This window comes from Microbacterium sp. Ru50 (assembly GCF_002920555.1).
GTDB classification, from domain to species: domain Bacteria; phylum Actinomycetota; class Actinomycetes; order Actinomycetales; family Microbacteriaceae; genus Microbacterium; species Microbacterium arborescens.
The window spans coordinates 290784-314196 of record NZ_PQSV01000001.1 but is presented as its reverse complement, the minus strand read 5'-3'; the positions used below and the strand labels follow the sequence as shown (position 1 = coordinate 314196).

General features: G+C 69.7%; 24 protein-coding genes and 1 tRNA gene. 17 read left to right on the top strand and 8 right to left on the bottom strand.

Features of this window, described 5'->3' with window-relative positions; all coding sequences use genetic code 11:
• Nucleotides 1-9: 9 nt before the first annotated feature.
• The 4 genes from C3481_RS01390 to era are packed head-to-tail and all read left to right on the top strand — an operon-like array spanning nucleotide 10 to nucleotide 3729.
• Entirely contained in the window at nucleotides 10-1047 is a 1038-nt protein-coding gene (locus C3481_RS01390) for a PhoH family protein (RefSeq protein WP_233494928.1), read from the top strand.
• Entirely contained in the window at nucleotides 1044-1508 is a 465-nt protein-coding gene (gene ybeY / locus C3481_RS01385) for an rRNA maturation RNase YbeY (RefSeq protein WP_023950734.1), read from the top strand. The genes C3481_RS01390 and ybeY overlap by 4 nt, the downstream gene beginning before the upstream one ends.
• Entirely contained in the window at nucleotides 1505-2833 is a 1329-nt protein-coding gene (locus C3481_RS01380) for a hemolysin family protein (RefSeq protein WP_023950733.1), read from the top strand. Before ybeY ends, C3481_RS01380 begins: the two co-directional genes overlap by 4 nt.
• Nucleotides 2830-3729: a GTPase Era gene (era, locus tag C3481_RS01375; protein ID WP_023950732.1), complete on the top strand. Its 900-nt coding sequence runs from the start codon at nucleotides 2830-2832 to the stop codon at nucleotides 3727-3729. The genes C3481_RS01380 and era overlap by 4 nt, the downstream gene beginning before the upstream one ends.
• Here the strand turns inward: era and C3481_RS01370 are convergent.
• Nucleotides 3726-4328: a hypothetical protein gene (locus tag C3481_RS01370; protein WP_071918097.1), complete on the bottom strand. Its 603-nt coding sequence runs from the start codon at nucleotides 4326-4328 to the stop codon at nucleotides 3726-3728. The two genes, era and C3481_RS01370, sit on opposite strands and share 4 nt — an antisense overlap.
• Before the next feature lie 205 nt (nucleotides 4329-4533).
• Between C3481_RS01370 and leuA the strand changes: the two genes are divergently transcribed.
• On the top strand, nucleotides 4534-6294 hold the full coding sequence (gene leuA / locus C3481_RS01365) for a 2-isopropylmalate synthase (protein ID WP_103840509.1): 1761 nt from the start codon (nucleotides 4534-4536) through the stop codon (nucleotides 6292-6294).
• Between the two features lie 95 nt (nucleotides 6295-6389).
• Here leuA and C3481_RS01360 read toward each other — a convergent pair whose 3' ends face one another.
• Entirely contained in the window at nucleotides 6390-7091 is a 702-nt protein-coding gene (locus C3481_RS01360; protein ID WP_258039080.1) for a 3'-5' exonuclease, read from the bottom strand.
• A gap of 111 nt (nucleotides 7092-7202) precedes the next feature.
• Here C3481_RS01360 and C3481_RS01355 point away from each other — a divergent pair, with 111 nt between their 5' ends.
• A complete protein-coding gene (locus C3481_RS01355) occupies nucleotides 7203-8102 on the top strand; it encodes an alpha/beta fold hydrolase (RefSeq protein WP_103840505.1) in 900 nt (299 codons plus the stop codon).
• Here C3481_RS01355 and C3481_RS01350 read toward each other — a convergent pair.
• Nucleotides 8062-8622: a CGNR zinc finger domain-containing protein gene (locus C3481_RS01350; protein ID WP_071918095.1), complete on the bottom strand. Its 561-nt coding sequence runs from the start codon at nucleotides 8620-8622 to the stop codon at nucleotides 8062-8064. The two genes, C3481_RS01355 and C3481_RS01350, sit on opposite strands and share 41 nt — an antisense overlap.
• 74 nt (nucleotides 8623-8696) lie before the next feature.
• Between C3481_RS01350 and C3481_RS01345 the strand changes: the two genes are divergently transcribed.
• On the top strand, nucleotides 8697-9704 hold the full coding sequence (locus C3481_RS01345) for a DMT family transporter (RefSeq protein WP_088379960.1): 1008 nt from the start codon (nucleotides 8697-8699) through the stop codon (nucleotides 9702-9704).
• On the opposite strand, the gene C3481_RS01340 is transcribed toward C3481_RS01345, so the two are convergent.
• From C3481_RS01340 to C3481_RS01330, 3 genes are all read right to left on the bottom strand, one after another.
• The gene (locus C3481_RS01340; RefSeq protein ID WP_036304578.1) at nucleotides 9670-10140 is read right to left on the bottom strand and encodes an Lrp/AsnC family transcriptional regulator; all 471 of its coding nucleotides are present in this window, start codon (nucleotides 10138-10140) and stop codon (nucleotides 9670-9672) included. The genes C3481_RS01345 and C3481_RS01340 overlap by 35 nt on opposite strands.
• Nucleotides 10141-10207: 67 nt before the next feature.
• The gene (locus tag C3481_RS01335) at nucleotides 10208-10810 is read right to left on the bottom strand and encodes a histidine phosphatase family protein (protein WP_064956565.1); all 603 of its coding nucleotides are present in this window, start codon (nucleotides 10808-10810) and stop codon (nucleotides 10208-10210) included.
• Between the two features lie 37 nt (nucleotides 10811-10847).
• Nucleotides 10848-11696 (bottom strand): Sir2 family NAD-dependent protein deacetylase, encoded by an 849-nt coding sequence (locus C3481_RS01330; protein ID WP_023950715.1) that lies wholly within the window; start codon nucleotides 11694-11696, stop codon nucleotides 10848-10850.
• Nucleotides 11697-11751: 55 nt separating this feature from the next.
• On the opposite strand from C3481_RS01330, the gene C3481_RS01325 reads away from it, so the two are divergent.
• Entirely contained in the window at nucleotides 11752-12543 is a 792-nt protein-coding gene (locus C3481_RS01325) for an RNA methyltransferase (protein ID WP_036304577.1), read from the top strand.
• Here the strand turns inward: C3481_RS01325 and C3481_RS01320 are convergent, their stop codons facing one another.
• Nucleotides 12544-13389, bottom strand: coding sequence for an SGNH/GDSL hydrolase family protein (locus C3481_RS01320; RefSeq protein WP_023950711.1), 846 nt, complete (start codon nucleotides 13387-13389; stop codon nucleotides 12544-12546).
• 77 nt (nucleotides 13390-13466) lie between these two features.
• Between C3481_RS01320 and C3481_RS01315 the strand changes: the two genes are divergently transcribed.
• The 4 genes from C3481_RS01315 (at nucleotide 13467) to C3481_RS01300 (ending at nucleotide 17707) form a co-directional block, all read left to right on the top strand.
• Nucleotides 13467-15311 (top strand): DEAD/DEAH box helicase, encoded by a 1845-nt coding sequence (locus C3481_RS01315; RefSeq protein WP_036304862.1) that lies wholly within the window; start codon nucleotides 13467-13469, stop codon nucleotides 15309-15311.
• A 96-nt stretch (nucleotides 15312-15407) separates the two neighbouring features.
• Nucleotides 15408-15492: transfer RNA gene (locus C3481_RS01310), tRNA-Leu, on the top strand.
• 72 nt (nucleotides 15493-15564) lie between these two features.
• The gene (locus C3481_RS01305; protein ID WP_023950707.1) at nucleotides 15565-16863 is read left to right on the top strand and encodes a M20/M25/M40 family metallo-hydrolase; all 1299 of its coding nucleotides are present in this window, start codon (nucleotides 15565-15567) and stop codon (nucleotides 16861-16863) included.
• A gap of 10 nt (nucleotides 16864-16873) precedes the next feature.
• On the top strand, nucleotides 16874-17707 hold the full coding sequence (locus C3481_RS01300; RefSeq protein ID WP_023950705.1) for an undecaprenyl-diphosphate phosphatase: 834 nt from the start codon (nucleotides 16874-16876) through the stop codon (nucleotides 17705-17707).
• A 27-nt stretch (nucleotides 17708-17734) separates the two neighbouring features.
• Here C3481_RS01300 and C3481_RS01295 read toward each other — a convergent pair whose 3' ends face one another.
• Entirely contained in the window at nucleotides 17735-18601 is an 867-nt protein-coding gene (locus C3481_RS01295; RefSeq protein ID WP_023950703.1) for a PAC2 family protein, read from the bottom strand.
• 122 nt (nucleotides 18602-18723) lie between these two features.
• Here C3481_RS01295 and C3481_RS01290 point away from each other — a divergent pair, with 122 nt between their 5' ends.
• The 5 genes from C3481_RS01290 to C3481_RS01270 are packed head-to-tail and all read left to right on the top strand — an operon-like array spanning nucleotide 18724 to nucleotide 23376.
• Nucleotides 18724-19404: an HAD family phosphatase gene (locus tag C3481_RS01290; RefSeq protein WP_103841950.1), complete on the top strand. Its 681-nt coding sequence runs from the start codon at nucleotides 18724-18726 to the stop codon at nucleotides 19402-19404.
• On the top strand, nucleotides 19401-20411 hold the full coding sequence (locus C3481_RS01285) for a tRNA (adenine-N1)-methyltransferase (protein ID WP_064956562.1): 1011 nt from the start codon (nucleotides 19401-19403) through the stop codon (nucleotides 20409-20411). The genes C3481_RS01290 and C3481_RS01285 overlap by 4 nt, the downstream gene beginning before the upstream one ends.
• A gap of 9 nt (nucleotides 20412-20420) precedes the next feature.
• Nucleotides 20421-21383 (top strand): FKBP-type peptidyl-prolyl cis-trans isomerase, encoded by a 963-nt coding sequence (locus C3481_RS01280; RefSeq protein ID WP_103840503.1) that lies wholly within the window; start codon nucleotides 20421-20423, stop codon nucleotides 21381-21383.
• Between the two features lie 35 nt (nucleotides 21384-21418).
• Nucleotides 21419-22420 carry a YafY family protein gene (locus C3481_RS01275; RefSeq protein WP_103840501.1) on the top strand — a complete coding sequence of 334 codons (1002 nt, stop codon included), beginning with the start codon at nucleotides 21419-21421 and terminating at the stop codon, nucleotides 22418-22420.
• Complete coding sequence (locus C3481_RS01270; RefSeq protein WP_064956560.1) at nucleotides 22417-23376, top strand: YafY family protein; 960 nt, start codon at nucleotides 22417-22419, stop codon at nucleotides 23374-23376. The genes C3481_RS01275 and C3481_RS01270 overlap by 4 nt, the downstream gene beginning before the upstream one ends.
• Nucleotides 23377-23413: the final 37 nt, after the last annotated feature.

Genomic DNA, 23413 nt, shown 5'->3' with positions numbered 1-23413 from the left:
GGTGTCGCCATGGTCCAGCTGCTCGGACCCCAAGACCGTCTCCTGCGCGTCGTCGAGCGGGAGCACCCCGACGTCGACGTCCTGGTTCGCGGCAACGAGATCACCCTCACCGGAACGGCGGATGCCGTCGCCGCGGCCCGATCGCTCGTCGACGAGCTGATCGCCATGGCTCGCGCCGGGCAGGGGCTCGACCCGAGCGATGTCACGACGTCCAGCCGCATCCTCCAGCGCCGGAGCGGCGATGAGGGGCCCCGTCCTTCCGAGGTGCTGGGCGAGGCGATTCTGTCCTCGCGCGGCAAGGTCATCCGCCCCAAGACCCTCGGTCAGAAGGCCTACGTCGACGCGATCGACGAGAACACGATCGTCTTCGGCATCGGTCCGGCCGGAACCGGAAAGACGTACCTCGCGATGGCCAAGGCGGTGCAGGCCCTGCAGCGCAAGGAGGTCAATCGCATCATCCTGACGCGTCCCGCCGTCGAAGCGGGCGAGCGCCTGGGGTTCCTTCCCGGCACCCTCACCGACAAGATCGATCCCTACCTGCGGCCGCTCTACGACGCCCTCAACGAGATGCTCGATCCCGAGCTGGTCCCCAAGCTCATGGCCACGGGCACGATCGAGGTCGCCCCGCTGGCGTACATGCGCGGACGCACCCTGAACGACTCGTTCGTGGTGCTCGACGAGGCCCAGAACACCACCCCCGAGCAGATGAAGATGTTCCTCACGCGTCTCGGGTTCGGTACGCGCATGGTCGTCACCGGCGACATCACGCAGGTGGACCTTCCTCAGGGAACATCGGGGCTCCGAACCGTGACGCGTGTTCTGAAGAACATCGACGACATCCACTTCGCGACCCTCACGAGCGACGACGTCGTTCGACACACGCTCGTCGGCCGCATCGTCGACGCGTACAGCGAGTACGACGAGCAGCGTCTCGCCGCCCGCCGTGAGCGCGACGAGGCGAGTGAGTTCGCCAACCGGGCCGAGCGGCGCACCGCGACACGGCCCGCCGGTCCGCGCGACCGACTCCCGAAACGAGGACGCTCATGACCATCGAGATCACCAACGAATCCGGCGTCTCCGTCGACGAGACCGTGCTGCTGCGGCTGACCGAGCACAACCTCGCGCAGCTGAACGTCAGCCCGGACGCCGACCTCGCCATCCTCCTCGTCGACGAGGGCGCCATGGAGTCTCTGCACGTGCAGTGGATGGACGAGCCCGGACCCACCGACGTGCTGAGCTTCCCCATGGACGAGCTGCGCCCGGGGACCGAGGACGCACCCACCCCGCCGGGACTCCTCGGCGACATCGTGCTGTGCCCGCAGGTCGCCGAGGCGCAGGCGCAGGCCGCGCGTCACACCACACTCGACGAGCTCATCCTCCTGACGACGCACGGACTGCTGCATCTGCTGGGATTCGACCACGCCGAGCCGGAAGAGGAGCGCGAGATGTTCGGACTTCAGCGCGAGCTGATCTCGGCCTTCCACGCGAGCGAGCGCCGCCGCGCGTGACCGTCTTCCTCCTCGTCCTCGGCGCGGTGTTCCTCGTCGCGCTCGGGGGCTTGATGGCCGCTCTCGACGCCGCGCTGGGTGTCACCTCACGGGCGGACCTCGCTGACTGGGCCGAGTCGAGCCGACGACAGCAGGCCCTCCGCCGCATCGCCGACGACACCACGGCCCACGCCAACGCCGTCGTGTTCATCCGCATCCTCGCCGAGTCGACCGCAGCGGTCTTCGTCACCGCCGCGCTGACGCTGGCGCTCGAGAACCTGTGGTGGGCGATCCTCGTCGCCGCCCTCCTCATGACGGCAGTGTCGTTCGTCCTGGTCGGTGCGAGTCCGCGATCGGTCGGCCGTCAGCACGCCCGGGGCCTCCTCATGGCGTGCGCCCCGATCGTGCGCGGCGCACGGATCGTGCTCGGCCCTCTCGCGCATCTCCTGGTGATCGTGGGCAATCGCGTGACGCCGGGGGTTGCCCGCGGCACGTCTTTCGCCTCGGAGGAACAGCTCTTGAGCATGGTCGACGAAGCGGTGTCGCAGGACCTCATCGAAGCCGATGATCGCGACCTCATCCACTCGGTATTCGACTTCACCGACACACTCGTGCGTGCCGTGATGGTGCCTCGCACCGACATGGTGACGGTGCCGCAGACGGCGACGACCCACGAAGCGCTCGCGCTCTTCCTCGAGCGCGGCGTGTCGCGGGTCCCCGTCACCGACGACGAGCGCGATGACATCGTGGGGGTCGTCTACCTCAAGGACCTCGTGCAGTTCTCCTACGGCGAGGCCACCGGGTGGCGCGATGTTCCCGTCGGCAGAGTCGCTCGCCCCGCGGTCTTCGTCCCGGAGTCGATGCGGGCCGAATCGCTGCTGCAGCAGATGAAGCGGGATGCCGTCCACGTGTGCCTCGTGGTCGACGAATACGGCGGCGTCGCCGGTCTCATCACCCTCGAGGACCTCATCGAAGAGCTCGTGGGTGAGATCGCCGACGAATACGACCGTGGCGCAGCCGAGGTCGTCGAGCTCGAGCCCGGCCGCTACCGCGTGAGCGCGCGCCTGGGCCTGGATGAGGTCGGCGAGCTGTTCGGCATCGAGCTCGACGACGACGACGTCGACTCCGTCGGCGGGCTGCTGGGAAAGACGCTCGGGCGGGTGCCGATGCCGGGCGCGACCGTGACCGTCGACGGGATCACCATCACCGGCGGCGTGTCGCGCGGACGCGGGCGGGGCCTCGCGACCGTCTTCGTCGAACGCGCCCCCGCCGACGAGACGGACGACACGACGCCCCCGCGGACCGGAGAGGTCCGCGTGGCACGAAGAGGAGACGACAGCAGATGACCGCAGCAGAGACCCGGTCGGGGTTCGTGACCTTCGTCGGACGCCCCAATGTCGGGAAGTCCACGCTGACGAACGCACTGGTGGGGGAGAAGGTCGCGATCACGAGCGACAAGCCCCAGACGACGCGGCGCGCGATCCGCGGCATCCTGAACCGGCCCGGTGGGCAGCTCGTCATCGTCGACACGCCCGGTATCCACAAGCCCCGGACCCTTCTCGGTCAGCGCCTGAACGACCTCGTCGAGCAGGTGCTCGGTGACGTCGATGTCATCGGCTTCCTCGTACCCGCCGTCGACAAGGTCGGGCCCGGCGACCGCCGTATCGCCGCCTCGCTCGACGGGTACCCGCGCGCCAAGAAGGTCGCCATCGTGACCAAGACCGATCTGGCCTCCCGTGACGAGATCATGGAGCGCCTCATGGAGGTCGACAGCCTCCGCGAGGACTGGGCCGCGGTCATCCCGCTCTCCGCCGTCACCGAGGACCAGCTCGACGTGCTCGCCGACGAGCTGCTCGGGCTGATGCCCGAAGGGCCGGCGCTGTACCCCGACGACGTGGTGACGGATGAGTCGACGGAAGACCGCATCGCCGAGATCATCCGCGAAGCCGCGCTCGAAGGCGTCCGCGACGAGCTGCCCCACTCGATCGCCGTCACGATCGAGGATGTGGCGCCGCGCGAGGGCTCCGACCTGACCGACGTGTACGCCAACATCGTCGTCGAACGCGACAGCCAGAAGGCGATCATCATCGGTCGCAAGGGGTCGCGGCTCGCGGATGTCGGCGCGCGTGCGCGCGCGCAGATCGAACCCCTCGTGGGAACGCGGGTCTTCCTCTCGCTGCGCGTCCGCGTCGCGAAGGAGTGGCAGCGCGACCCGAAGCAGCTCGGACGTCTCGGGTTCTAACCGATCTCGCGCATCGCCGACTGGATCACGACGACGTCCGCGCCGAACTCGGCGTCGGCGGCGTCCTGCAGGGTGCCGTCGTCCCAGACCACCGTGACCCAGAGTCGGCCGTCGTACGCCCCGGAGGCGAGCACGGAGTCACCGAGGGTGTCGTGCACCCTCTGCTCGACGTCTCGCAGCGTCGCGTCGTCCGCGGCGCCGGGCACACCGCCCGTCGGATCGGGAAGCGGCATGGGGTCGTACAGCGCCAGCGGAACCGCCGAAGCGGTCACCGTGAGCGACGATCCGTCGTAACGTCCCTGGACGGCGTAGGCGCCCCACGTCGCGCCAGACATCGTGGTCGCGTCGGTCACCGACGCCCAGTCCCACCCCTCGAGCGGGATCCCGGAGCACTGCGGCGGTGCCGACTCCGCGACCGCTCCGAGACAGAGCTCGGCGCCGGCGCCATCGTCGAGGACCGTCCCCTGAGCCACGACCTCGCTGCTCGGGGGCGCCGGGTCGAGCGAGGTCGGGCCAGCCGCGGGCGTCGAGGCGCAGCCCGCCGTCAGGGCGATCGCACACATCAGGAGGGCGGACGAGCCCGCGCGCGCAGTTCTCATATCCCCACAGTGTCGCGCACGTCGCCTTCGTCTCAGGCGAGGCACGCCCGTGTGCGCGCCGGCGGCGAGCGGGTGTAACCTGGGCGCATGCGCTTCGGCCGACTTCTCCTCCTTAGTCGCCGCGACGAGTCCTCGTTCTAGGGCCTCTCTCGTCGCGGAGCTTCGTGTTGGCCCGCCACACCCGAAGAGGAAGAGCGAGACGACCATGGAGAACAACCAGAAGCCTTCGGGCATGCCGATTCACAAGTACCGGCCGTTTCACGAGCAGATCCGCGTCGATCTGCCCGACCGCACCTGGCCCGCGAAGCGCATCGAGAGCGCGCCGCGCTGGTGTGCCGTCGACCTGCGTGACGGCAACCAGGCGCTGATCGACCCGATGAGTCCCGAGCGCAAGCGCGTGATGTTCGAGTTGCTCGTGAAGATGGGCTACAAGGAGATCGAGGTCGGGTTCCCGAGCGCCAGCCAGACGGACTTCGACTTCGTGCGCCAGCTGATCGACGACGGCCTGATCCCCGACGACGTGACGATCCAGGTGCTGACGCAGGCTCGCGAGCACCTCATCAAGCGCACGTACGAAGCGATCGCCGGCGCGAAGCAGGCGATCGTCCACCTGTACAACTCGACGAGCATCCTGCAGCGCGAGGTCGTCTTCCGCACCGACCGCCAGGGCATCATCGACATCGCCCTTGAGGGCGCGCGCCTGTGCCGCCAGTACGAGCAGACCATCCCCGAGACGGCCGTCTATTACGAGTACTCGCCCGAGAGCTACACGGGCACCGAGCTCGAGTTCGCCGTCGACGTCTGCAACCAGGTCATCGAGATCTTCGAGCCGACGCCCGACCGCAAGGTCATCATCAACCTTCCCGCCACCGTCGAGATGGCCACGCCGAACGTCTACGCCGACTCGATCGAGTGGATGAGCCGTCACCTCGCGCATCGCGAGAACGTCGTGCTGTCGCTGCATCCGCACAACGACCGCGGCACGGCGATCGCCGCGGCGGAGCTCGGCTACATGGCCGGCGCCGACCGTATCGAGGGCTGCCTCTTCGGAAACGGGGAGCGCACCGGCAACGTCGACCTCGTCGCGCTGGGCATCAACCTGTTCACGCAGGGCATCGACCCGCAGATCGACTTCAGCGACGTCGACGGCATCAAGCGCACGGTCGAGTACTGCAACCAGCTGCCCGTACCCGAGCGGAGCCCCTGGGCCGGAGACCTCGTCTTCACCGCCTTCAGCGGCTCGCACCAGGACGCCATCAAGAAGGGGTTCGAGGCCATGGCCGCGCGCGCGGCTGCCGAGGGCGTCTCGGTCGACGAGATCGAATGGGCGGTGCCCTACCTGCCCGTCGACCCCAAGGACCTCGGGCGCTCGTACGAGGCCGTGATCCGGGTGAACTCGCAGTCGGGCAAGGGCGGCGTCGCCTACCTGCTGAAGACCGACCACGCTCTGGATCTGCCGCGGAAGCTGCAGATCGAGTTCTCGGGAGTCGTGCAGGAGAAGACGGATGCCGAGGGCGGCGAGGTCACGAGCGAGCAGATCTGGTCGATCTTCCTCGACGAGTACCTGCCGGCATCGTCCGACGACGACAAGTGGGGCCGGTTCGAGCTGCTGGGCACCCGCACCCAGAGCGACATGTCGGGCGACGTCCGCCTCGACGTGACGCTTCGCGACGGCGACGAGCACGACGAAGTGTCGGGGGTCGGCAACGGCCCGATCGCGGCGTTCCTCGCCGTGTTGCGCGACCGCGGGTTCGACATCTCGCTCTACGACTACGTCGAGCACACGCTGAGCTCGGGTGGCGACGCCCAGGCGGCAGCCTACGTCGAGCTGCAGGTCGACGACCAGCGCCTGTGGGGCGTCGGTATCGACGGCGACATCTCGACGGCGAGCCTCAAGGCCGTCGTGTCATGCGTCAACCGCGCGATCCGCACCCGCGAGCGCTCGGCGGAGCTGACCGCGGTCTGAGGCTCGTCGCACCCGCCGCGAGGCGGCCTCGCAGGTCGGGGCCGCCTCGCGGCGGCCTCAGCCGTTCGCCTATCGGGCCTCCGATCGCCTGCCTATCAGCGGATGGGCCACGACCCGTCGACGTCGGCGTCGATCCGTCCGATGCTGACAAAGTATTCGGTGAGACTCTGCGCCTGAGCCCGGGCCCAGCCGATCTGGCGGGTATGCAGCTCGGCCGCGGTCGACGGCATCCCGTCGGCGAACCGCTCGGCGAGAGTCTGCGCGACGCGTCCCGCTGCGATCGCATCTGCGGAAGCCTCGTGCGCCCCGGTGAGCGTGACGGCGTAGTGCTCGGCGACGACAGACAGGGTGCGCTTCCCGCGGCGGTAGCGGTCGTACCGTTTGTCGATGACGAGCGGGTCGATGACGGGGGAGGGCGAGAGGATCGGATCGATCCCGTGGCGCAGGGCCTCGTACTTCAGCATCGAGAAGTCGAACGGCGCGTTGTACGCCACCACCGGGATGCCGGCGCCGAACAGGCCGCGCAAAGCCGCGACGACCTCCGTGATCACGTCTGACGCGGGCCGTCCGTGTCGGCGAGCGTGCTCGGTCGTGATGCCGTGGATCGCCGCCGCACCATCGGGGATGTCGATTCCCGGGTCGGCCAGCCAGCTGTCGGCCCGCACGGGCGCGCCGTCGGCGTCGAGGACGCCCACGTGCGCTGTGACGATGCGATCCGCCGCGACGTCGACGCCCGTCGTCTCGAGATCGAAGACCCCGACGACCTGGCACCATTCAGGTGCCGTGCAAGGCCACAGGTCGAGTTCGGGCGTAGCGACGACGAGGGGGCGGTCCGGCTCCACGGAATCGAGGCTACGGCCCGGGTCGGACACGCAGGATCCGACGCGCCGCATCCGTAGACTCGACGGGTGCCGACCGTCTCTCCGTACGACTCCCTGCTCGCACGCATCCCCGTGCGCCGCCTCGAGACCGAGGTCCTCGGCGGAACGACCGCGTACTGGGTCTACGGGCGCGACGATGCACCTCAGACACTCCTGGCCGTGCACGGCTTCCGGGGGGAGCACCACGGGCTCGAGCCCGTCGTCGCGCACCTCGGCGACGTGCGCGTCATCATGCCCGACCTGCCGGGCTTCGGAGAGACACCCGCGATACCGGGACGCGAACACGACCTCGAGACATACGCCGACTGGCTCACTGAATTCGCGGCCGCGGCCGCTCCCGGCGCGGTGGTCGTCGGCCACTCATTCGGCTCCATCGTCGCCTCCGCCGCGGTGGCGGGCGGGCTCCCGGCTCCCCGTCTGATTCTCATCAACCCCATCGGCGCGCCCGCACTCGAAGGGCCGCGCGGCGTCTTCACGCGACTCGCCGTCTGGTACTACGACGTCGGGGCGCGCCTCCCGAGGCGAGTGGGGGAGGCGCTGCTGCGCAACCGCCTCATCGTCCGAGTGATGAGCCTGGCCATGGTCAAGACGCGCGACCGGACGCTGCGCCGGTTCGTCCACGAGCAGCACGACACCTACTTCTCGAGCTTCGCCGATCGCGACGTCCTCCGCGACGCGTTCGTGACGTCGGTCTCCAACGACGTCCGCGCGTTCGCTCCGCGCATCCCGCAGCCGACGTTGCTCATCGCCGCCGTTCAGGACGACATCACCCCGATCGAGGCCGAACGCCGGCTGCGCGAGCTGTTCCCTGCGGCCGAACTCGTCGAGATCGACGGTGTGGCCCATCTCATCCATTACGAGAAGCCCCGCGAGGCTGCCGCAGCGATCAAGCGGTTTCTCGCGCCTTCCGACGACGGTACGCGTTGACGTTCATGCGGTTGCCGCAGTTGCCCGTGTCGCAGTAGCGCTTCGAGCCGTTCTTCGAGAAGTCGACGTAGACCGCGGCGCAGTCGTCGGCGGAGCAGATCCGCACACGGTCGTATGCGTCGGCGCGGATGACGTCGACGAAAGCCATACCGGCTTCCACGAGTACGCGCGTCGCCAGCGGTGCGTCGTCGGGAGTCGCATGGATGTGCCAGTCGTAGCCGTCGTGGATCACCAGCTGCGGTTGGGCGCGACCATCTCGCAGCATCGCGTTGACGTGGGGGACGGCAGAGTCTCGGTCGAGCTCCCAGAGCTCGCGCAGGCGCGACCGGATGCCGCGCATCGCCTGCAGCTCGGCGTCGTCGCGCACGATCGCGCCGGTGAAGGCGAACTCGGTGAGGAAGGCATCCAGATCGTCTCCGTCGGTGAGCGTGTCGGCGGCATCTGCGCTCGTGAGAGGGAGCGTGTTGACCAGCGCAGCCGTCGCGCGCAGCGACAATTCCGTGTCATGGATGAAGACCACGTTGACTCCTGACGATAGCGAGCATTACTGTCACGAGTGTAGATAACTTTCACCCCTGACCATCGAGGCTGCCGATGACCAATCCCACCGCGCCCCTGCCCATCATCGCAGGCACACCGGAGACGGCGCCCGCCAGCCTGGCCGGCAGGCGAACGGCGGGCATGGCCATGGCCGTCGCCTCGGCGCTGGCCTTCTCGTCGAGCGGTCCGCTCGTGAAGCCGCTGCTCGAGAACGGCTGGTCACTGGGCGCCGCGCTGTTCGTCCGGATCGGCGTGGCGGCCCTGGTGTTGTCGCCGTTCCTCATCCGCGCGATCGCGCGTGAGCGACACTTCCTGCGGCGGCACGCGCTCGCCTTGCTGGCGTTCGGCGCGATGCCCGTCGTCGGATGCCAGCTGTTCTACTTCTCGGCGATGCAGCGGATGCCGGTCGCCGTCGCCCTCCTCATCCAATACCTCGCGCCCGTGCTCCTGGTGATCTGGGTGTGGCTGACCACCCGCCGCCGACCGTCACGGACGGTGATCGCCGGCTCCGTCGTCGCCATGGCGGGGCTGGTGCTGGTCGTCGACATCGCCGGGGCTCGTTTCGATTTCTGGGGCACGCTCCTCGCGCTCGGCGCAGCCCTCTGCACGTGCGTCTACTTCGTCATGGCCGAGCGCACCGGCGACACGCTGCCGCCCCTCGTCCTGGCCGCGGGAGGAATGGTGGTCGCGAGCGCGATCATCGGCACGCTCCTCATAACAGGATTCCTGCCCTTCGCAACGAGCGGCGTGCTCGCAGACGTCGTCGGGATGCAGCTGCCGCCCCTCGTCGTCCTGCTCTGGGTCGGCGCCGCCACCGGGACCGCCTACGCCCTGGGGGTCTCCGCGGTGCCGCGCACGGGATCGCGTCTGGCCTCGTTCATCGGCCTCTCGGAGGTGCTGTTCGCACTGGGCTTCGCGTGGCTGCTCCTGGCCGAGGCGCCCGCACCGGTCCAGTTCGTCGGTGGGGCGCTCATCCTCGTCGGCGTGGTCCTCGTGCGGCTCGACGCCGACCGTGAGCCGGAGAAGGTCAGCCCGCGCGCCCCTCAGCGAGCAGCGGCTTGACCCGATGCGGGATCACGTCGTCCATGATGAGCGAGGTCTCCGTGCGGTCGACCCCGTCGATGGCGAGGATGCGCGCGTCGACGGCGAACAGATGCTGCGTGTCGCGCGCGACCACGCGGACCATCAGGTCGACCTGACCGCTCAGTCCCTGAGCCTGCAGCACCTCGGGAATGGTCGCGAGCTCCTGCGCGATACGCGGGAGCTCGGGTTGGCGGAGCACGACGCTGATGAGCGCCTCGATCGGGAAGCCGAGAGCGCGCATCGAGATCGACCGCTCGTACGAGAGGAACACGCCCGACTGCTCCAGCCGCGCCATGCGCGCCTGGACCGTGTTGCGTGACATCCGCAGGCGCTCGGCGAGGGCGACCACGGTCGCGCGGGGGTCGTCGGCAAGGGCTTCGAGCAGCGCGAGATCGACGCGGTCGTGCATGGTCATGATGCTGGACGATACACCGCTCCGAGCCCGGCTCCGGAACAGGTCGGCAATCGGCGGGCGCGGGCGCTCAGAGCGGCGCGAGCGCGGGGGAGTCGATGAGGCGCAGGCGCTCGCGCTCCATGACGAACGTGTGCGCCGAGCCGTTGGCGAGCCGGACTCCCTGCAACGGGAACTCCTCCGCGGTGGCATGCCGGATGACCTCGCGGATGAGCGCGCCGTGGGCAACGACGATCAGCGGCACCGCGGTCGGCGCCGTGGCGGCACGCGCGTCCCGGACGGCTCGCTCGAGCCCGCGCAGCGCCCGCGCGCGGACCACCGGCCACGGCTCCGCGTTCGGCACGTCGGCCACGGCCCATTCGCCCCAGCGTGCGTGGAACTCCTCGACCCCCACGCCCTCGGCATCTCCGTAGCCGCGCTCCCGCAGCTCCGGATAGGTGCGCGGCGCTGCGGCACCCAGCCCGTCAGCGATGATCCGCGCCGTCTCGGCCGCTCGCGACAGGTCGCTCGAGGCCACGACCGCATCGCCGGCGATCGACTCCCGTAGGGAGACCGCGACCGCGCGGGCCTGCTCACGGCCGGTGTCGTTGAGCGGGATGTCGGTGGAGCCCTGGATCCGGCGTTCGCGGTTCCAGTCGGTCTCGCCGTGGCGCACGAGGGTCAGAATGGTCACCCTTCGACCCTACGCGGGCCTGCGCCGGACCTCGACCTCAGTGCCGCGACGCGAGGGCGTCGGCGAAGACGCGCAGGACGCGGCTCGTGCCGTCATCGATCTTGACGGTCGCTTTGGGGTCCGACCTCGTAGCGCCGCGGTTGACGATCACCACCGGCAGCTTGCGTCGTCGGGCGCGCTCGACGAGCCGGACACCGGAGTTGACCACCAACGACGACCCGGCGACGATGAGGGCCTCGCTCGTGCGCACGAGCTGCTCGGCCTCCGCGAACTTCTCTCGCGGTACGAACTCGCCGAAGAAGACGACATCCGGTTTCAGCATGCCCCCGCAGACCGTGCACGTGGGCACGATGAAGCCGTCGCTCGTCGCGGGCAGGACGTCGCCGTCGGGGCCCAGCTCGACGTTCTCGGGAACCGTGATCCACGGATTGTCCCGTTCCACGCGCTCGGCCAGATCGCGCCGGTCGAAGACCTGACCGCAATGCAGGCAGAAGACGCGTCGCATCGTTCCGTGCAGTTCGACCACCCGGCTGCTTCCGGCCCGCAGATGCAGACCGTCGACGTTCTGCGTGATGACGCCCGTGACGACGCCGGACCGCTCGAGATCCGCCAGCGCCGCATGCCCGTCGTTCGGTCGCGCCGCCGCGAAGGCCTGCCAGCCGAGGTGGCTGCCCACCCAGTACCGACGACGCGCGTCAGCGCTCGCGAGGAACTGCTGTGCCGTCATAGGCGTGCGCACCGGCGCTCCAGCGCCGCGGTAGTCCGGGATGCCCGAGTCGGTCGACACGCCGGCTCCGGTGAGAACCGCGATGCGACGTCCCGCGAGTACCTCGAGGGCGTTCTCGATCTCGTCGCCCGCGGGCGTCTCGAGGTCGGCGTTCGTCACAGTTCCACTCTACGAGCGTCCGCGCATCGCCCGGGCGACATGCCAGGGTGGGAGGGTGCCCGTGATCCGCATCGACGACGCCTCCGACCCCCGCCTCTCGGACTACCGCGACCTGACCGATGTCGCGCTGCGCCGGGTGCTCGAGCCCGCCGGCGGGCTGTACATCGCCGAGTCGGCGAAGGTCATCGCGCGGGCGCACGCGGCAGGGCACCGGGCGCGCTCGTTCCTCGTGCAGGAGAAGTGGCTTCCCGACGTGGTCGACCTGGCAGGCGACGCACCGGTCTTCGTCGTGTCCGACGAGGTCGCCGAAGAGGTGACCGGTTACGCCGTCCACCGCGGCGCCCTCGCCGCCATGCACCGGCCCGTCGCCGCACCGGTCAGCGACATCGTCGCGGACGCCCGGCTCGTGCTGGTGCTCGAGGACATCGTCGATCACACGAATGTCGGCGCCGCCTTCCGGGCCGCCGCCGGCCTCGGGGCCGATGCGGTCCTCGTGAGCGAGCGTTGCGCCGATCCTCTTTACCGCCGCAGTGTCCGCGTCAGCATGGGGACGGTGTTCCAGGTGCCGTGGACGCGTTTGCCGGCCTGGCCGGAGGCGGCGCCGCTGCTCCGCGAGGCCGGCCTGCACCTCGCTGCCCTCGCTCTCGCGGAGGGCGCTGTGCCGCTCGACGAGTTCGCCGCGGCACGGCCCGATCGGGTGGCGCTGCTCATGGGCACCGAGGGCGACGGGCTGAGCAGGCGTGCGCTCGCTGTGGCGGACAGCGTCGTCACGATCCCGATGGCCGGGGGAGTGGACTCCCTCAACGTCGCGGCAGCCGCCGCGGTGTCGCTGTGGGCGCTGCGCTGATCAGTCGGCGTCGTCGGCGCGGCGCAGGACAGGCAGCGGTTCGGGTCGCTTCGCGGTGATGTGGTCGCCGGACGACTGATGCCGGAGCCGGCGCAGAACCCACGGCATGAGGTACTCGCGGGCCCAGACGAGGTCGTTCGCGCGGGCAGCCCGCCAGGTGAGAACCGGCGTCGTGTCGGGCTGCATCGGCTGCAGGTCGTTGGGCACGTTGAGAGCCCGCAGCACCATGCGCGCGACCTCGTGGTGACCGAGCGAGTTGTAGTGCAACCGGTCGTCGTCGAAGAAGCGCATGTCCTGCACCTCTTTCAGCGCCCACTGATCGGCGACGATCGCGTCGTACCGGTCGGCGATCGCCCGAATGTTCTCGTTGTAGATCGCCACCCGGCCGCGGATGCCGCGGAAGACCGGCGTGAAGTTCGTGTCGATGCCGGTGAAGAGCACGAGCGTCGCCCCTGTCGACGACAGCCGTACGACGGCATCCTCGAACTGCTGCGCGACCGCGTCGGGGTCGGACCCCGGCCGGATGACGTCGTTGCCGCCGGCCGAGAACGTGATCAGGTCGGGCTTGAGCTCGAGCGCGGGCTCGATCTGGTCGGCCACGATCTGGCCGATGAGCTTTCCCCGGACCGCGAGATTCGCGTACGCGAAGTCGGGCACCTGAGAGCTCAGCACCTCGGCCACGCGGTCGGCCCAGCCACGGTGACCGCCGGGACTGCCGGGCTCGGGATCTCCGATTCCCTCGGTGAACGAATCGCCGATCGCCACCATGCGACGCCAGGGATGGGCGGTCTCGTTCGGCACGTAGGGCGTGCGACGCGCGTCCTCGGATGGCTCGTTGTTCCTCATGGCCCCTCCTGAAGCTCGTGCCTGCCACGCTATCTCCTGCCGGGCGATCGTGTGGGTGAGGTCGTTTAAGGTGGTCCATCGTGACAGAGGACCCCCAGGAGCATTTCGGAAGCTTCGCCGCCGAGCACCTGTCACCCTCGTTCCCGCAGCGTGCGCCGTGGGGTACCGCTCAGCGCCTGCGTGCCTGGCAGGCCGAGGCGCTGGACCAGTACTTCGGCGCCGACGGTCCGGAGGGTGTCGGGCGCGGACCGCGCGACTTCCTCGCCGCCGCGACCCCCGGCGCCGGTAAGACGACGTTCGCCCTCCGCCTCGCGTCGGAGCTGCTGCGCCGCGACGTCGTCGATCGCATCGTCGTGGTCGCCCCCACCGAGCACCTCAAGACGCAGTGGGCCGATGCCGCCGGCCGAGTCGGCATCCGTCTCGATCCGCGGTTCAGCAACCGCCACGGGATGCCCTCGCGCCAGTACCACGGCGTCGCGGTGACCTATGCGCAGGTCGCGGTCAAAGCATCCGTCCACCAGCGGCTGACGATGGATGCCCGCACCCTGGTCATCCTCGACGAGGTCCACCACGGCGGCGACGCGCTGAGCTGGGGCGACGCGCTGCGCGAGGCGTACGGCCGGGCGACGCGCCGACTGCTGCTCTCGGGAACGCCGTTCCGCAGCGACACCGCTCCCATCCCGTTCGTGGAGTACCACCCGAACGAGAAGGGCATCCGTCTGTCGAAGACGGACTTCAACTACGGGTACGGGCGCGCCCTCGCCGACGGCGTCGTGCGCCCCGTGCTCTTCCTCGTCTACGCCGGCCACATGAAGTGGCGGACCAAGACAGGAGACGAGTTCGAGGCGCACCTGGGCCAGGACAACACGAAGGACATCACGTCGCAGGCCTGGCGGACCGCGCTGAACCCCGAGGGCGACTGGATCCCCGCGGTCCTCAGGTCGGCCGACCGCCGCCTGACCGAGGTGCGCCAGGACGTGCCCGACGCCGGCGGCCTCGTCATCGCGACCGACCAGACGGCCGCACGGGCGTACGCGGAGATCCTCCACCAGATCACCGGCGAGGCCCCGACCGTCGTGCTCTCCGACGACAAGGCGGCGTCGGGCAACATCGAGATCTTCGCCCAGTCGACCACCCGGTGGATGGTCGCGGTGCGCATGGTGTCCGAAGGCGTCGACGTCCCCCGACTCGCGGTGGGCGTCTACGCCACGTCGTCCTCGACGCCGTTGTTCTTCGCACAGGCGATCGGGCGCTTCGTGCGAGCGCGTCGCCGCGGTGAGACCGCGAGCGTGTTCCTGCCGAACGTGCCCGTCCTGCTCAACCTCGCCGCCGAGATGGAGCGTCAGCGCGACCACGCGCTCGATCGCGAAGCCGGCGACGACGACGGTCTCGAAGACACGCTGCTCGCGGAAGCCGAGAGCGAAGACAAAGCATCGGACGAGCTCACGCAGGAGTTCAGCTACCAGGCGCTCGGCTCGGTCGCACACTTCGACCGCGTGCTCTTCGACGGCGCTGAGTTCGGCCAGCTCGCGGTGCCGGGCACACCCGAGGAGGAGGAGTTCCTGGGCATTCCGGGGCTCCTCGAGCCCGAGCACGTGCACGAGCTCCTCATGCAGCGCCAGTCGCGGCAGACCAAGCACCGGCACAGCCGCGAGGCACGCGAGAAGTCGGCCGGCGGCGCGCCCGGCGAGGACGCAGCAGCCGCAGAGACGACGCTGCCCGAGCCGCTTCACCGCTCACTGAAGGAACAGCGGCAGCTGCTCAACAGCCTCGTGGGTCTCTACGCCCGCCAGAGCGGTGAACCGCACGGGCAGATCCACGCGGAGCTGCGCCGTGTGTGCGGCGGGCCGGCCGTGTCACATGCGACGGTGGCGCAGCTTCAGGCGCGCATCGCCGTCCTGCGCTCCCGGGTGAGATCGTGAGTTCGTCACCGCGCCACGCCCGGCGTGCCGACGATTCTTCGCCGCGCCGGTGACGTGTTAGTGTTGTTCCTCGGTTGGGAACAACCGAAAAACACTGCGCGGGTGGCGGAATAGGTAGACGCGCTAGCTTGAGGTGCTAGTGCCCGTATAGGGCGTGGGGGTTCAAGTCCCCCCTCGCGCACAGTGAGAGAAGGGCTCCGGAAACGGAGCCCTTCGTCATTTCCGGCGACGGTTCGCGACTAGCGTGGAGAGCATGTCCGAGTACGACGATCTGCCCGAGGTCGCCCGCGTCGCGCGGGACCTCATCCGCTTCGACACGACCAACTTCGGCGAAGGGCGCTCGCGCGGCGAACGCGAAGCGGCCGAGTACGTGGGGGCGTATCTCGAGGCCCTCGGACTTCGACCCGAGTACTACGAGCCGATCCCGCGGCGCACGAACGTCTCTGTGCGCATCCCGGGTCGCGACAGCTCGAAGCCCGCTCTCGTCCTGCACGGTCACCTCGACGTCGTGCCGGCGATGGCGGAGGACTGGAGCGTCGACCCGTTCGAGGGCGTCGTCCGCGACGGGATGCTGTGGGGTCGCGGCGCCGTGGACATGAAGGACATGGACGCGATGATCCTCACGTCCGTGGCCGAGCTCCTGCGCGCGGGGGAGCAGCCCGAGCGCGATCTGATCGTGACGTTCTTCGCCGACGAGGAGAACGGCGGCGTCGAGGGCTCGCAGCTCGTGGTGCGCGACCGGCCCGAGTGGTTCGCCGGAGCGACCGAGGCGATCAGCGAGGTCGGCGGCTACTCGATCGGCGTCGACGGGCACCGCGCCTACCTGCTGCAGGTCGGTGAGAAGGCTCTGGTGTGGCTTCGGCTCCACGCCACCGGACGGGCCGGGCACGGCAGCCGGCTGCACCCGGACAACGCCATCACTCGCCTGTCCGAGGCCGTGGCGAAGCTCGGGCGCGCGCGCTGGCCGATCGAGCTCACGAACACGACCCGGCGACTCGTCGACGACCTCGCGGCGCTCAGCGGCCGAGACGCGTCGGATCCGGATGCCGTCGCCGACGCGACCGGGCCGACGTCGGCGTTCCTCGCGTCGACCTTCCGCACCACGACGAACCCGACGGGCCTGACCGCCGGCTACAAGCACAACGTCATCCCCGATGCCGCGTCGGCCGCTATCGACGTCCGCACGCTTCCCGGACAGGAGGACGCCGTGCTGGCCGAGATCCAGCGGATCGTCGGCGACGACATCCGAATCGACATCGTGCACCGCGACATCGGCCTCGAGGTCCCCTTTGCGGGCTCGCTCGTCGACGCGATGGTCGGTGCGCTCGGCCGTCACGATCCCGGCGTGCCGGTGCTGCCGTACCTGATGGGCGGCGGCACCGACAACAAAGCGCTCTCGGAACTCGGCATCGCGGGATTCGGCTTCGCGCCGCTGCGCCTCCCGGCAGAGATGGACTTCACGGGTATGTTCCACGGTGTCGACGAACGCGTCCCGATCGACGCGCTCATCTTCGGTCAGCGCGTGCTCACCGATCTGATCCGCACGTACTGAAAGGCCGCTCATGCAGCTCCTCGAAGCCATCATCCTGGGCATCGTCCAGGGCCTGACCGAGTTCCTGCCGATCTCCTCGAGCGCGCACCTGCGCATCGTGGGGGAGTTCCTGCCGTCGGCGCAGGACCCGGGAGCGACCTTCACCGCGATCACTCAGATCGGCACCGAGCTGGCCGTGCTGGTCTATTTCTGGAAGAAGATCACCCGCATCATCGGTCGCTGGTTCCGCTCGTTCAGCGGTTCGGTTCCGCGTGACGACGCCGACGTCCGGCTCGGGTGGATCGTCATCATCGGCACGCTTCCGATCGGCGTGCTCGGATTCCTCTTCCAGGACGTCATCCGCGACACCTTCCGCAACCTCTGGCTCGTGGCGATCGTGCTCATCGTCTTCGGCCTCATCCTCGGAGCGGCCGACGCCCTCGGGCGACGCGTCCGGACCGAGAAGGACCTGACGTACGGTCACGGCCTGGCGCTCGGGTTCGCCCAGGCACTCGCGCTCATCCCGGGCGTCTCGCGCTCGGGCGCCACCACGACGATGGGGCTCGCACTGGGATACACCCGGCCGGCGGCCGCCGAAGTGGCCTTCCTGCTCGCGGTTCCCGCTGTCTTCGGCAGTGGACTCTACGAGCTGCTGCAGGCGATCCGCGAGCCGGGGGCTTCGGTGTTCTCGCTCGTCGACACCGCCGTGGCCACCGTCGTCGCGTTCGGAGTCGGGCTCGCCGTGATCGCCTTCCTCATGCAGTACCTCAAGCGCGGCAGCTTCCTGCCCTTCGTGCTGTACCGGGTGGGCCTGGGAGCGCTGCTCATCATCCTGCTCTCGCTCGGCGTCCTGCAGGCATACTGACCTGGCCGGAGGGTCGCGGCGTGCGTCTCAGCGATGCGGGCCGCGACCGAGGCCACGGCCGTCGCTGCCGTCACCCCGGTGCCGCAGATACTTCTCGAACTCCTGCGCGATGGCGTCACCCGACGCCTCGGGCGAGTCCCACGTATCACGGGTCTGCTCGAGCTGACGGATGTACTCCGTCATCTCCTCGTCGTCCGCTGCGGCGGCGTCGATCGTCGCCTCCCATGCGAGCGCGTCGCCGGGCAGGGAGCCGCGGGCGACTTTGGCGCCCGTGATGCTCTCGAGCTTGTCGAGGAGCGCGAGAGTCGCCTTGGGCGACGGCGAGTGTCCGGCGACATAGTGCGGGACGCTCGCCCACAGCGCCGCGGTGGGGATGCCGGCCTCTTCCGCGGCCGCGGCGATGACCGACAGGATGCCGACGGGCCCCTCATAGGTCGAGCGCTCCAGCCCCAGCGCGGCGCGCAGTTCGTCGTTATCGCTGCCGCTGAAGACGGTGATGGGACGGGTATGGGGGACGTCGCTCATCATCGAGCCGAGCGCGACGACACCGGTGATGTCCTCACTCAGCGCGGCATCCACCAGCTCGGCCGCGAACGACTTCCAGGCCCGCGCCGGCTCGGCGCCGCTGAGGACCCACAGGCGCGTCCCTCGCGCGGTCGCGCGCGGACGCCAGATCGTCGCGTCCGGCCACTTCAGCGAGCGGCGGCCATCAGCGTCGGCCTGGATGTGCGGCCGTGTGTACATGTAGTCGAAGTAGAGCTCGGGATCGACCGAGTAGACGGGGTCGTAGGGACGGGACTCGCGCAGCTGCGTCGCCGCCGCTGTCGCGGCCTCGCCGGCGTCGTTCCAACCGTCGAACGCGACCACGAGGACGCGGCGTCCCAGACTGTTCAACCCGTCCTCCGTTCCGAGCCGGCTCGCTCTGCGCGAGCGGGTCTGCTCCACGATACGCCGCGGCCGGCGCGTGCGGGTCGGGCCACGCGGCGTCTCAGCCCTGCGTCGGTAACATGGTGCGGATGACTTCTCGTTCCCCCGCCGCGGTCCTTTGGGACATGGACGGCACGCTCGTCGACACCGAACCGTACTGGATGGCCGCGGAGGGCCCCCTCGTCGAGAGCTTCGGGGGAGTGTGGACCCCCGAGCAGGCACTCAGCCTCGTGGGGCTGGGGCTCGAGGACTCCGCCCGCATCCTGCAGGATGCCGGCGTCCGTATGCACACGCACGAGATCATCGACCATCTGACCGAGACCGTCTCGGGGCAGCTGCGGATCGGCGGAACGCCGTTCCGCCCCGGCGCCCGCGAGCTGCTCTCGGGGCTTCGCGAAGCCGGTATCAAGACGGCCCTCGTGACGATGTCTATGCGCAGCATGGCCGACACCGTCGTGTCGTCGATCCCGTTCGAGGCGTTCGACGTCGTCATCGCCGGCGATGAGGCGACGCGACCCAAGCCGCACCCCGACCCGTATCTGCAGGCGTGCGAGGCGCTCGGGGTCGACGTCGCCGACACCGTCGCGATCGAGGATTCTCCCAACGGCCTGGGCTCCGCGGTCGCCTCGGGCGCCGTCGCTCTGGGCGTGCCGCTGATGGTGCCCCTCCACGGGCTCGGCGCACACGCGCTCTGGGACTCACTCGCGGGACGCTCGGTGTCCGATCTGGCTGACCTGTTCTCCCTCCACCGACTCGGAGCCTCCGCATGACCGACGATCTCCAGCCGCGCGGCCCGTTCCGCTACGGCGACCGCGTCCAGTTGACCGGCCCCAAGGGACGGATGCACACGATCACCCTCCGCGAGGGAGGAGAGCTGCACACTCACCACGGCGTCCTGCGGCACGAGGTGCTCGTGGGTCAGCCCGACGGTTCGGTGGCGACCAACAGCGGCGGGCACGAGTATCTGGCGCTTCGGCCTCTGCTCCGCGACTTCGTCATGTCGATGCCGCGCGGCGCCGCGATCGTCTATCCGAAGGACGCGGCCCAGATCCTGGCCGCGGCGGACATCTTCCCCGGAGCCACTGTCGTCGAGGCGGGAGTCGGCTCGGGTGCCCTGTCGCTCTGGCTCCTTCGCGCGATCGGCGACCAGGGGCGGCTCGTGTCGTTCGAGCGCCGCGGCGAGTTCGCCGAGGTGGCCGAAGCGAACGTGGCCACGTTCACGGGCGGCACCCCCGCGAACTGGTCCATCGTCGTCGGGGATCTCGTCGAAAGCCTGCCGGGCGCCGTCGAGCCGGGGACCGTCGACCGCGTCGTCCTCGACATGCTCGCTCCCTGGGAGTGCATCGACGTCGTCGCCGACGCGCTGGCCCCGGGCGGCGTCGTGCTCTGCTATGTCGCGACGGCCACCCAGCTCAGCCGTGTTGCCGAGTATCTCCGCGGCACCGGCCTGTTCACCGATCCCGACGCGTCCGAGACGATGATCCGCGGCTGGCACGTCGAGGGTCTGGCCGTGCGCCCCGATCATCGCATGGTCGCCCACACGGGCTTCCTCATCACCGCGCGCCGCCTCGCCCCCGGGGCGATCCCGCCCGATGTCCGAAAGCGGGCATTGAAGAAGCCGTCGTACGACGACGCGGACGTCGAGATCTGGACCCCGGGCGCCGTCGGAGACCGCGAGATTACGGACAAGAACCTGCGCAAGCGCGTGCGGGAGGCCCAGCGCGCGGCGCGCAGCTCGGTGTCCACGTCGGACGGGCACGACGGCGACTCCGCGTAGACTGGCGCGGTGCGTAGGATCATCGCCGCCGCCGGCGCTCTCTCCCTGACCGTGCTCGCTCTGACGGCCTGTGCGACGCCGTCCTCGGGCTCGGAGTCGTGCACGCGCGACGTATCCGGGTCGACGGCGCTCGACCTCGTCGATGTCACCGACACGGAGGTGGGCACCAAGCCCGCCGTCGCGCTGTCGGCGCCGGTCCACGTCGACGGCCTCGCGGCACGCGACGCCGTCACGGGAGACGGTCGCGCGATCACGAGCGACGCTCAAGACGTCGTCTTCGACCTGACCGTCCTCGACGGGTCGTCCGGCGCGCCGATCGCGGCATCCGGTTACACCGGCACGCTATCGGAGGTGTACCCGCTCGACAGCTGGGAGGCGACCTTCCCGGGACTCGTCGACGCCCTCCACTGCGCGACTGAGGGATCCCGCGTGGTGATGGCCCTCGGTCCCGACGAGGTCACGGCAGACACCCGCGCCCGCTTCGGGATGACCGAGGATGCGACGACGGTCGTCGTGCTCGACCTGCAGAAGGTCTACCTCGCCGCCGCCGACGGCGCGGACCAGTTCAACGACCGCCCCGGCATGCCCTCGGTCGTGCTGGCCCCCGACGGGCGCCCCGGAATCGTCATCCCCAATAACGCTCCGCCGAGCGACCTCGCCGTCGAGGTGCTGAAGAAGGGCGATGGCCCCGAGGTGACCGGAGACGTCCCGGTTCGAGTGCACTACACCGGCGTGACGTGGGCCGACGAGAAGGTCTTCGACAGCACGTGGGGTCGCGGCGCCCAGCCCATGGAACTCGACAGCACGGTCCCCGGCTTCGCGGATGCGCTCCGCGGTCAGACGGTCGGCTCGCAGATCCTCGTGGTCATCCCGCCCGACCAGGGTTACGGCGACACGGCGCAGGGCGCGATTCCCGCGAACTCGACGCTCGTCTTCGTCGTCGACATCCTCGGCCTCGACGCCGCGTCCTGAGTCGGGCTCCGGCGCGCCCGCCTAGAATCGAAGGCATGTCCATCACGCCCACTCGCGTCCCTCCCGAGGAACGCCTGGTCAACCTCGTCGTCGCGCTCATGGCGACCGAGCAGGGGGTGACGAAGGACACGATCCTGGGGTCCGTGTCGGGTTATCGCGAGCAGGCCGAGTCGGGTGCGCGTCGCGAAGCGCTCGAGAAGATGTTCGAACGCGACAAGGAGAACCTGCGCGGCCTCGGCGTCCCGATCGAGACCATCGGCGATTACGCCGACCCGGACGATCTCCGCGAGGCGCGCTACCGCATCCCGCCGACCGAGTACGAGCTGCCCGCCGACATCACCTTCACCCCCGCCGAGCTGGCGGTCCTCACGCTCGCCGGGGGAGTGTGGGGCGAGCACACACTGTCGACCGGTGCACGTTCGGGACTGCGCAAGATCCGGTCGCTCGGAATCGAGGTCGACGAGCCGATCATCGGCTTCGCACCGCGGCTCGACCTGCACGATGCATCGTTCCTGCCCTTGCAGCGGGCGATCGAGCAGGCTCGCGAGGTGGAGTTCGACTACCTGCGTCCCGGCTCCGAACGGCCACGGCATCGCCGGGTGCGCCCCTTCGCCCTCGTGGAGTACGAGGCCCGGTGGCACCTCTTCGGGTGGGACACCGGGGTCGAAGCCGAGCGGACGTTCCTGCTCTCGCGGATCCTCGGCGACGTCGTCGTCACCCGCCAGGGATTCGACGAGACGCTCCGAGCCGGCGCCGGCGAACGCGCGCTGGCGGGTCTTCGCGACGTCGCCCGCCGCCAGATCAGCACGGTCATGGTGGTGCCCGGAACGGAGGCGGAGCTTCGTCTGCGCCGTCGAGCCCGTGCCGGGACGGCGACGGGGCGACAGCTGGACGTCCCCTTCGTCGACCTCGAGGTCTTCGCCGACGAACTCGCTTCGTACGGGCCCGAGGTGATGATCCTCGAGCCGGTCGGGCTCCGGGATGCCGTTGTACAGCGGCTGCGCGCGGCACGCGATCGATCGGCTGCGCCCTCATGAGCGCGCAGCCCGTCGTGGCGACCGACCGCGCCGCGCTGATCCTCCAGCTCGTCCCGTACCTCATCGCCCAGGGCGAGGTGACCGTGGCGGATGCCGCGCGCGATTTCGACGTCGACCCGCAGCAGATGCGCGCGATGGTCGAGAAGCTCACCGTCATCGGGCTCCCCGGCGAGGGCGGATTCTGGCAGATGGCGAACGATCTGTTCGACATCGACTGGGACCTCCTCGACAGGGAGGACCGCATCGTCATCACCAACACGGTGGGTCTGGAGCGATCACCCCGCCTCACCGCGCGCGAAGCCGCCGCACTGCTGGCCGGACTCCAGCTCGCCGCGGCCGTTCCCGGCGTCGGCGACAGCGGCATCGTGCAGGGTCTCCTCGCGAAGCTCGCGCGCGGCGCCGGCCAGACTCCCGCCGATGTCATCGTCGCACCCGCGCCCGTCGACGACGTGCGCGAGACGGTCGCGCGCGCGCTCCGCGCTCATGTCGCCGTCGCGTTCACGTACACCGCCCCCGATGCTCAGCCCACGACGCGCACCGTGGATCCGGTCAAGGTCACGATCTCAGCCGGGCAGTGGTACCTCCAGGGCTGGTGCCATACCCGCCGTGCCATGCGGACCTTTCACCTCGACCGCGTCACCGCGCCCGCGCTCACCGACATCCCGGCCCTCCACTCGTCCGAGCCGGTTCCCGAGCTGTTCCAACCGGGCGACGACGAGGTGCTCGCCGAGATCCGCTACCCGTCCCACGCAGCATCCGTGGTCGGCGAATTCCTCGCCAACGCGCAGGTGCAGGACGAGGGCGCGTCGCATACAGCGTTCATCCGCGTCGCCGATCCTCGATCGCTGAAACGGCTGGTGGCTCGCAGCGGCGGCAGCATCGAAGTCGTCGCTCCGCCGGACGCGCGGCGAGCCGCCCATGATTGGGCCCAGGCGGGCCTGGACCAGTACGACTGACGCGGGCTCCGGCACAAAATCCTCGGGTTAGACTGTG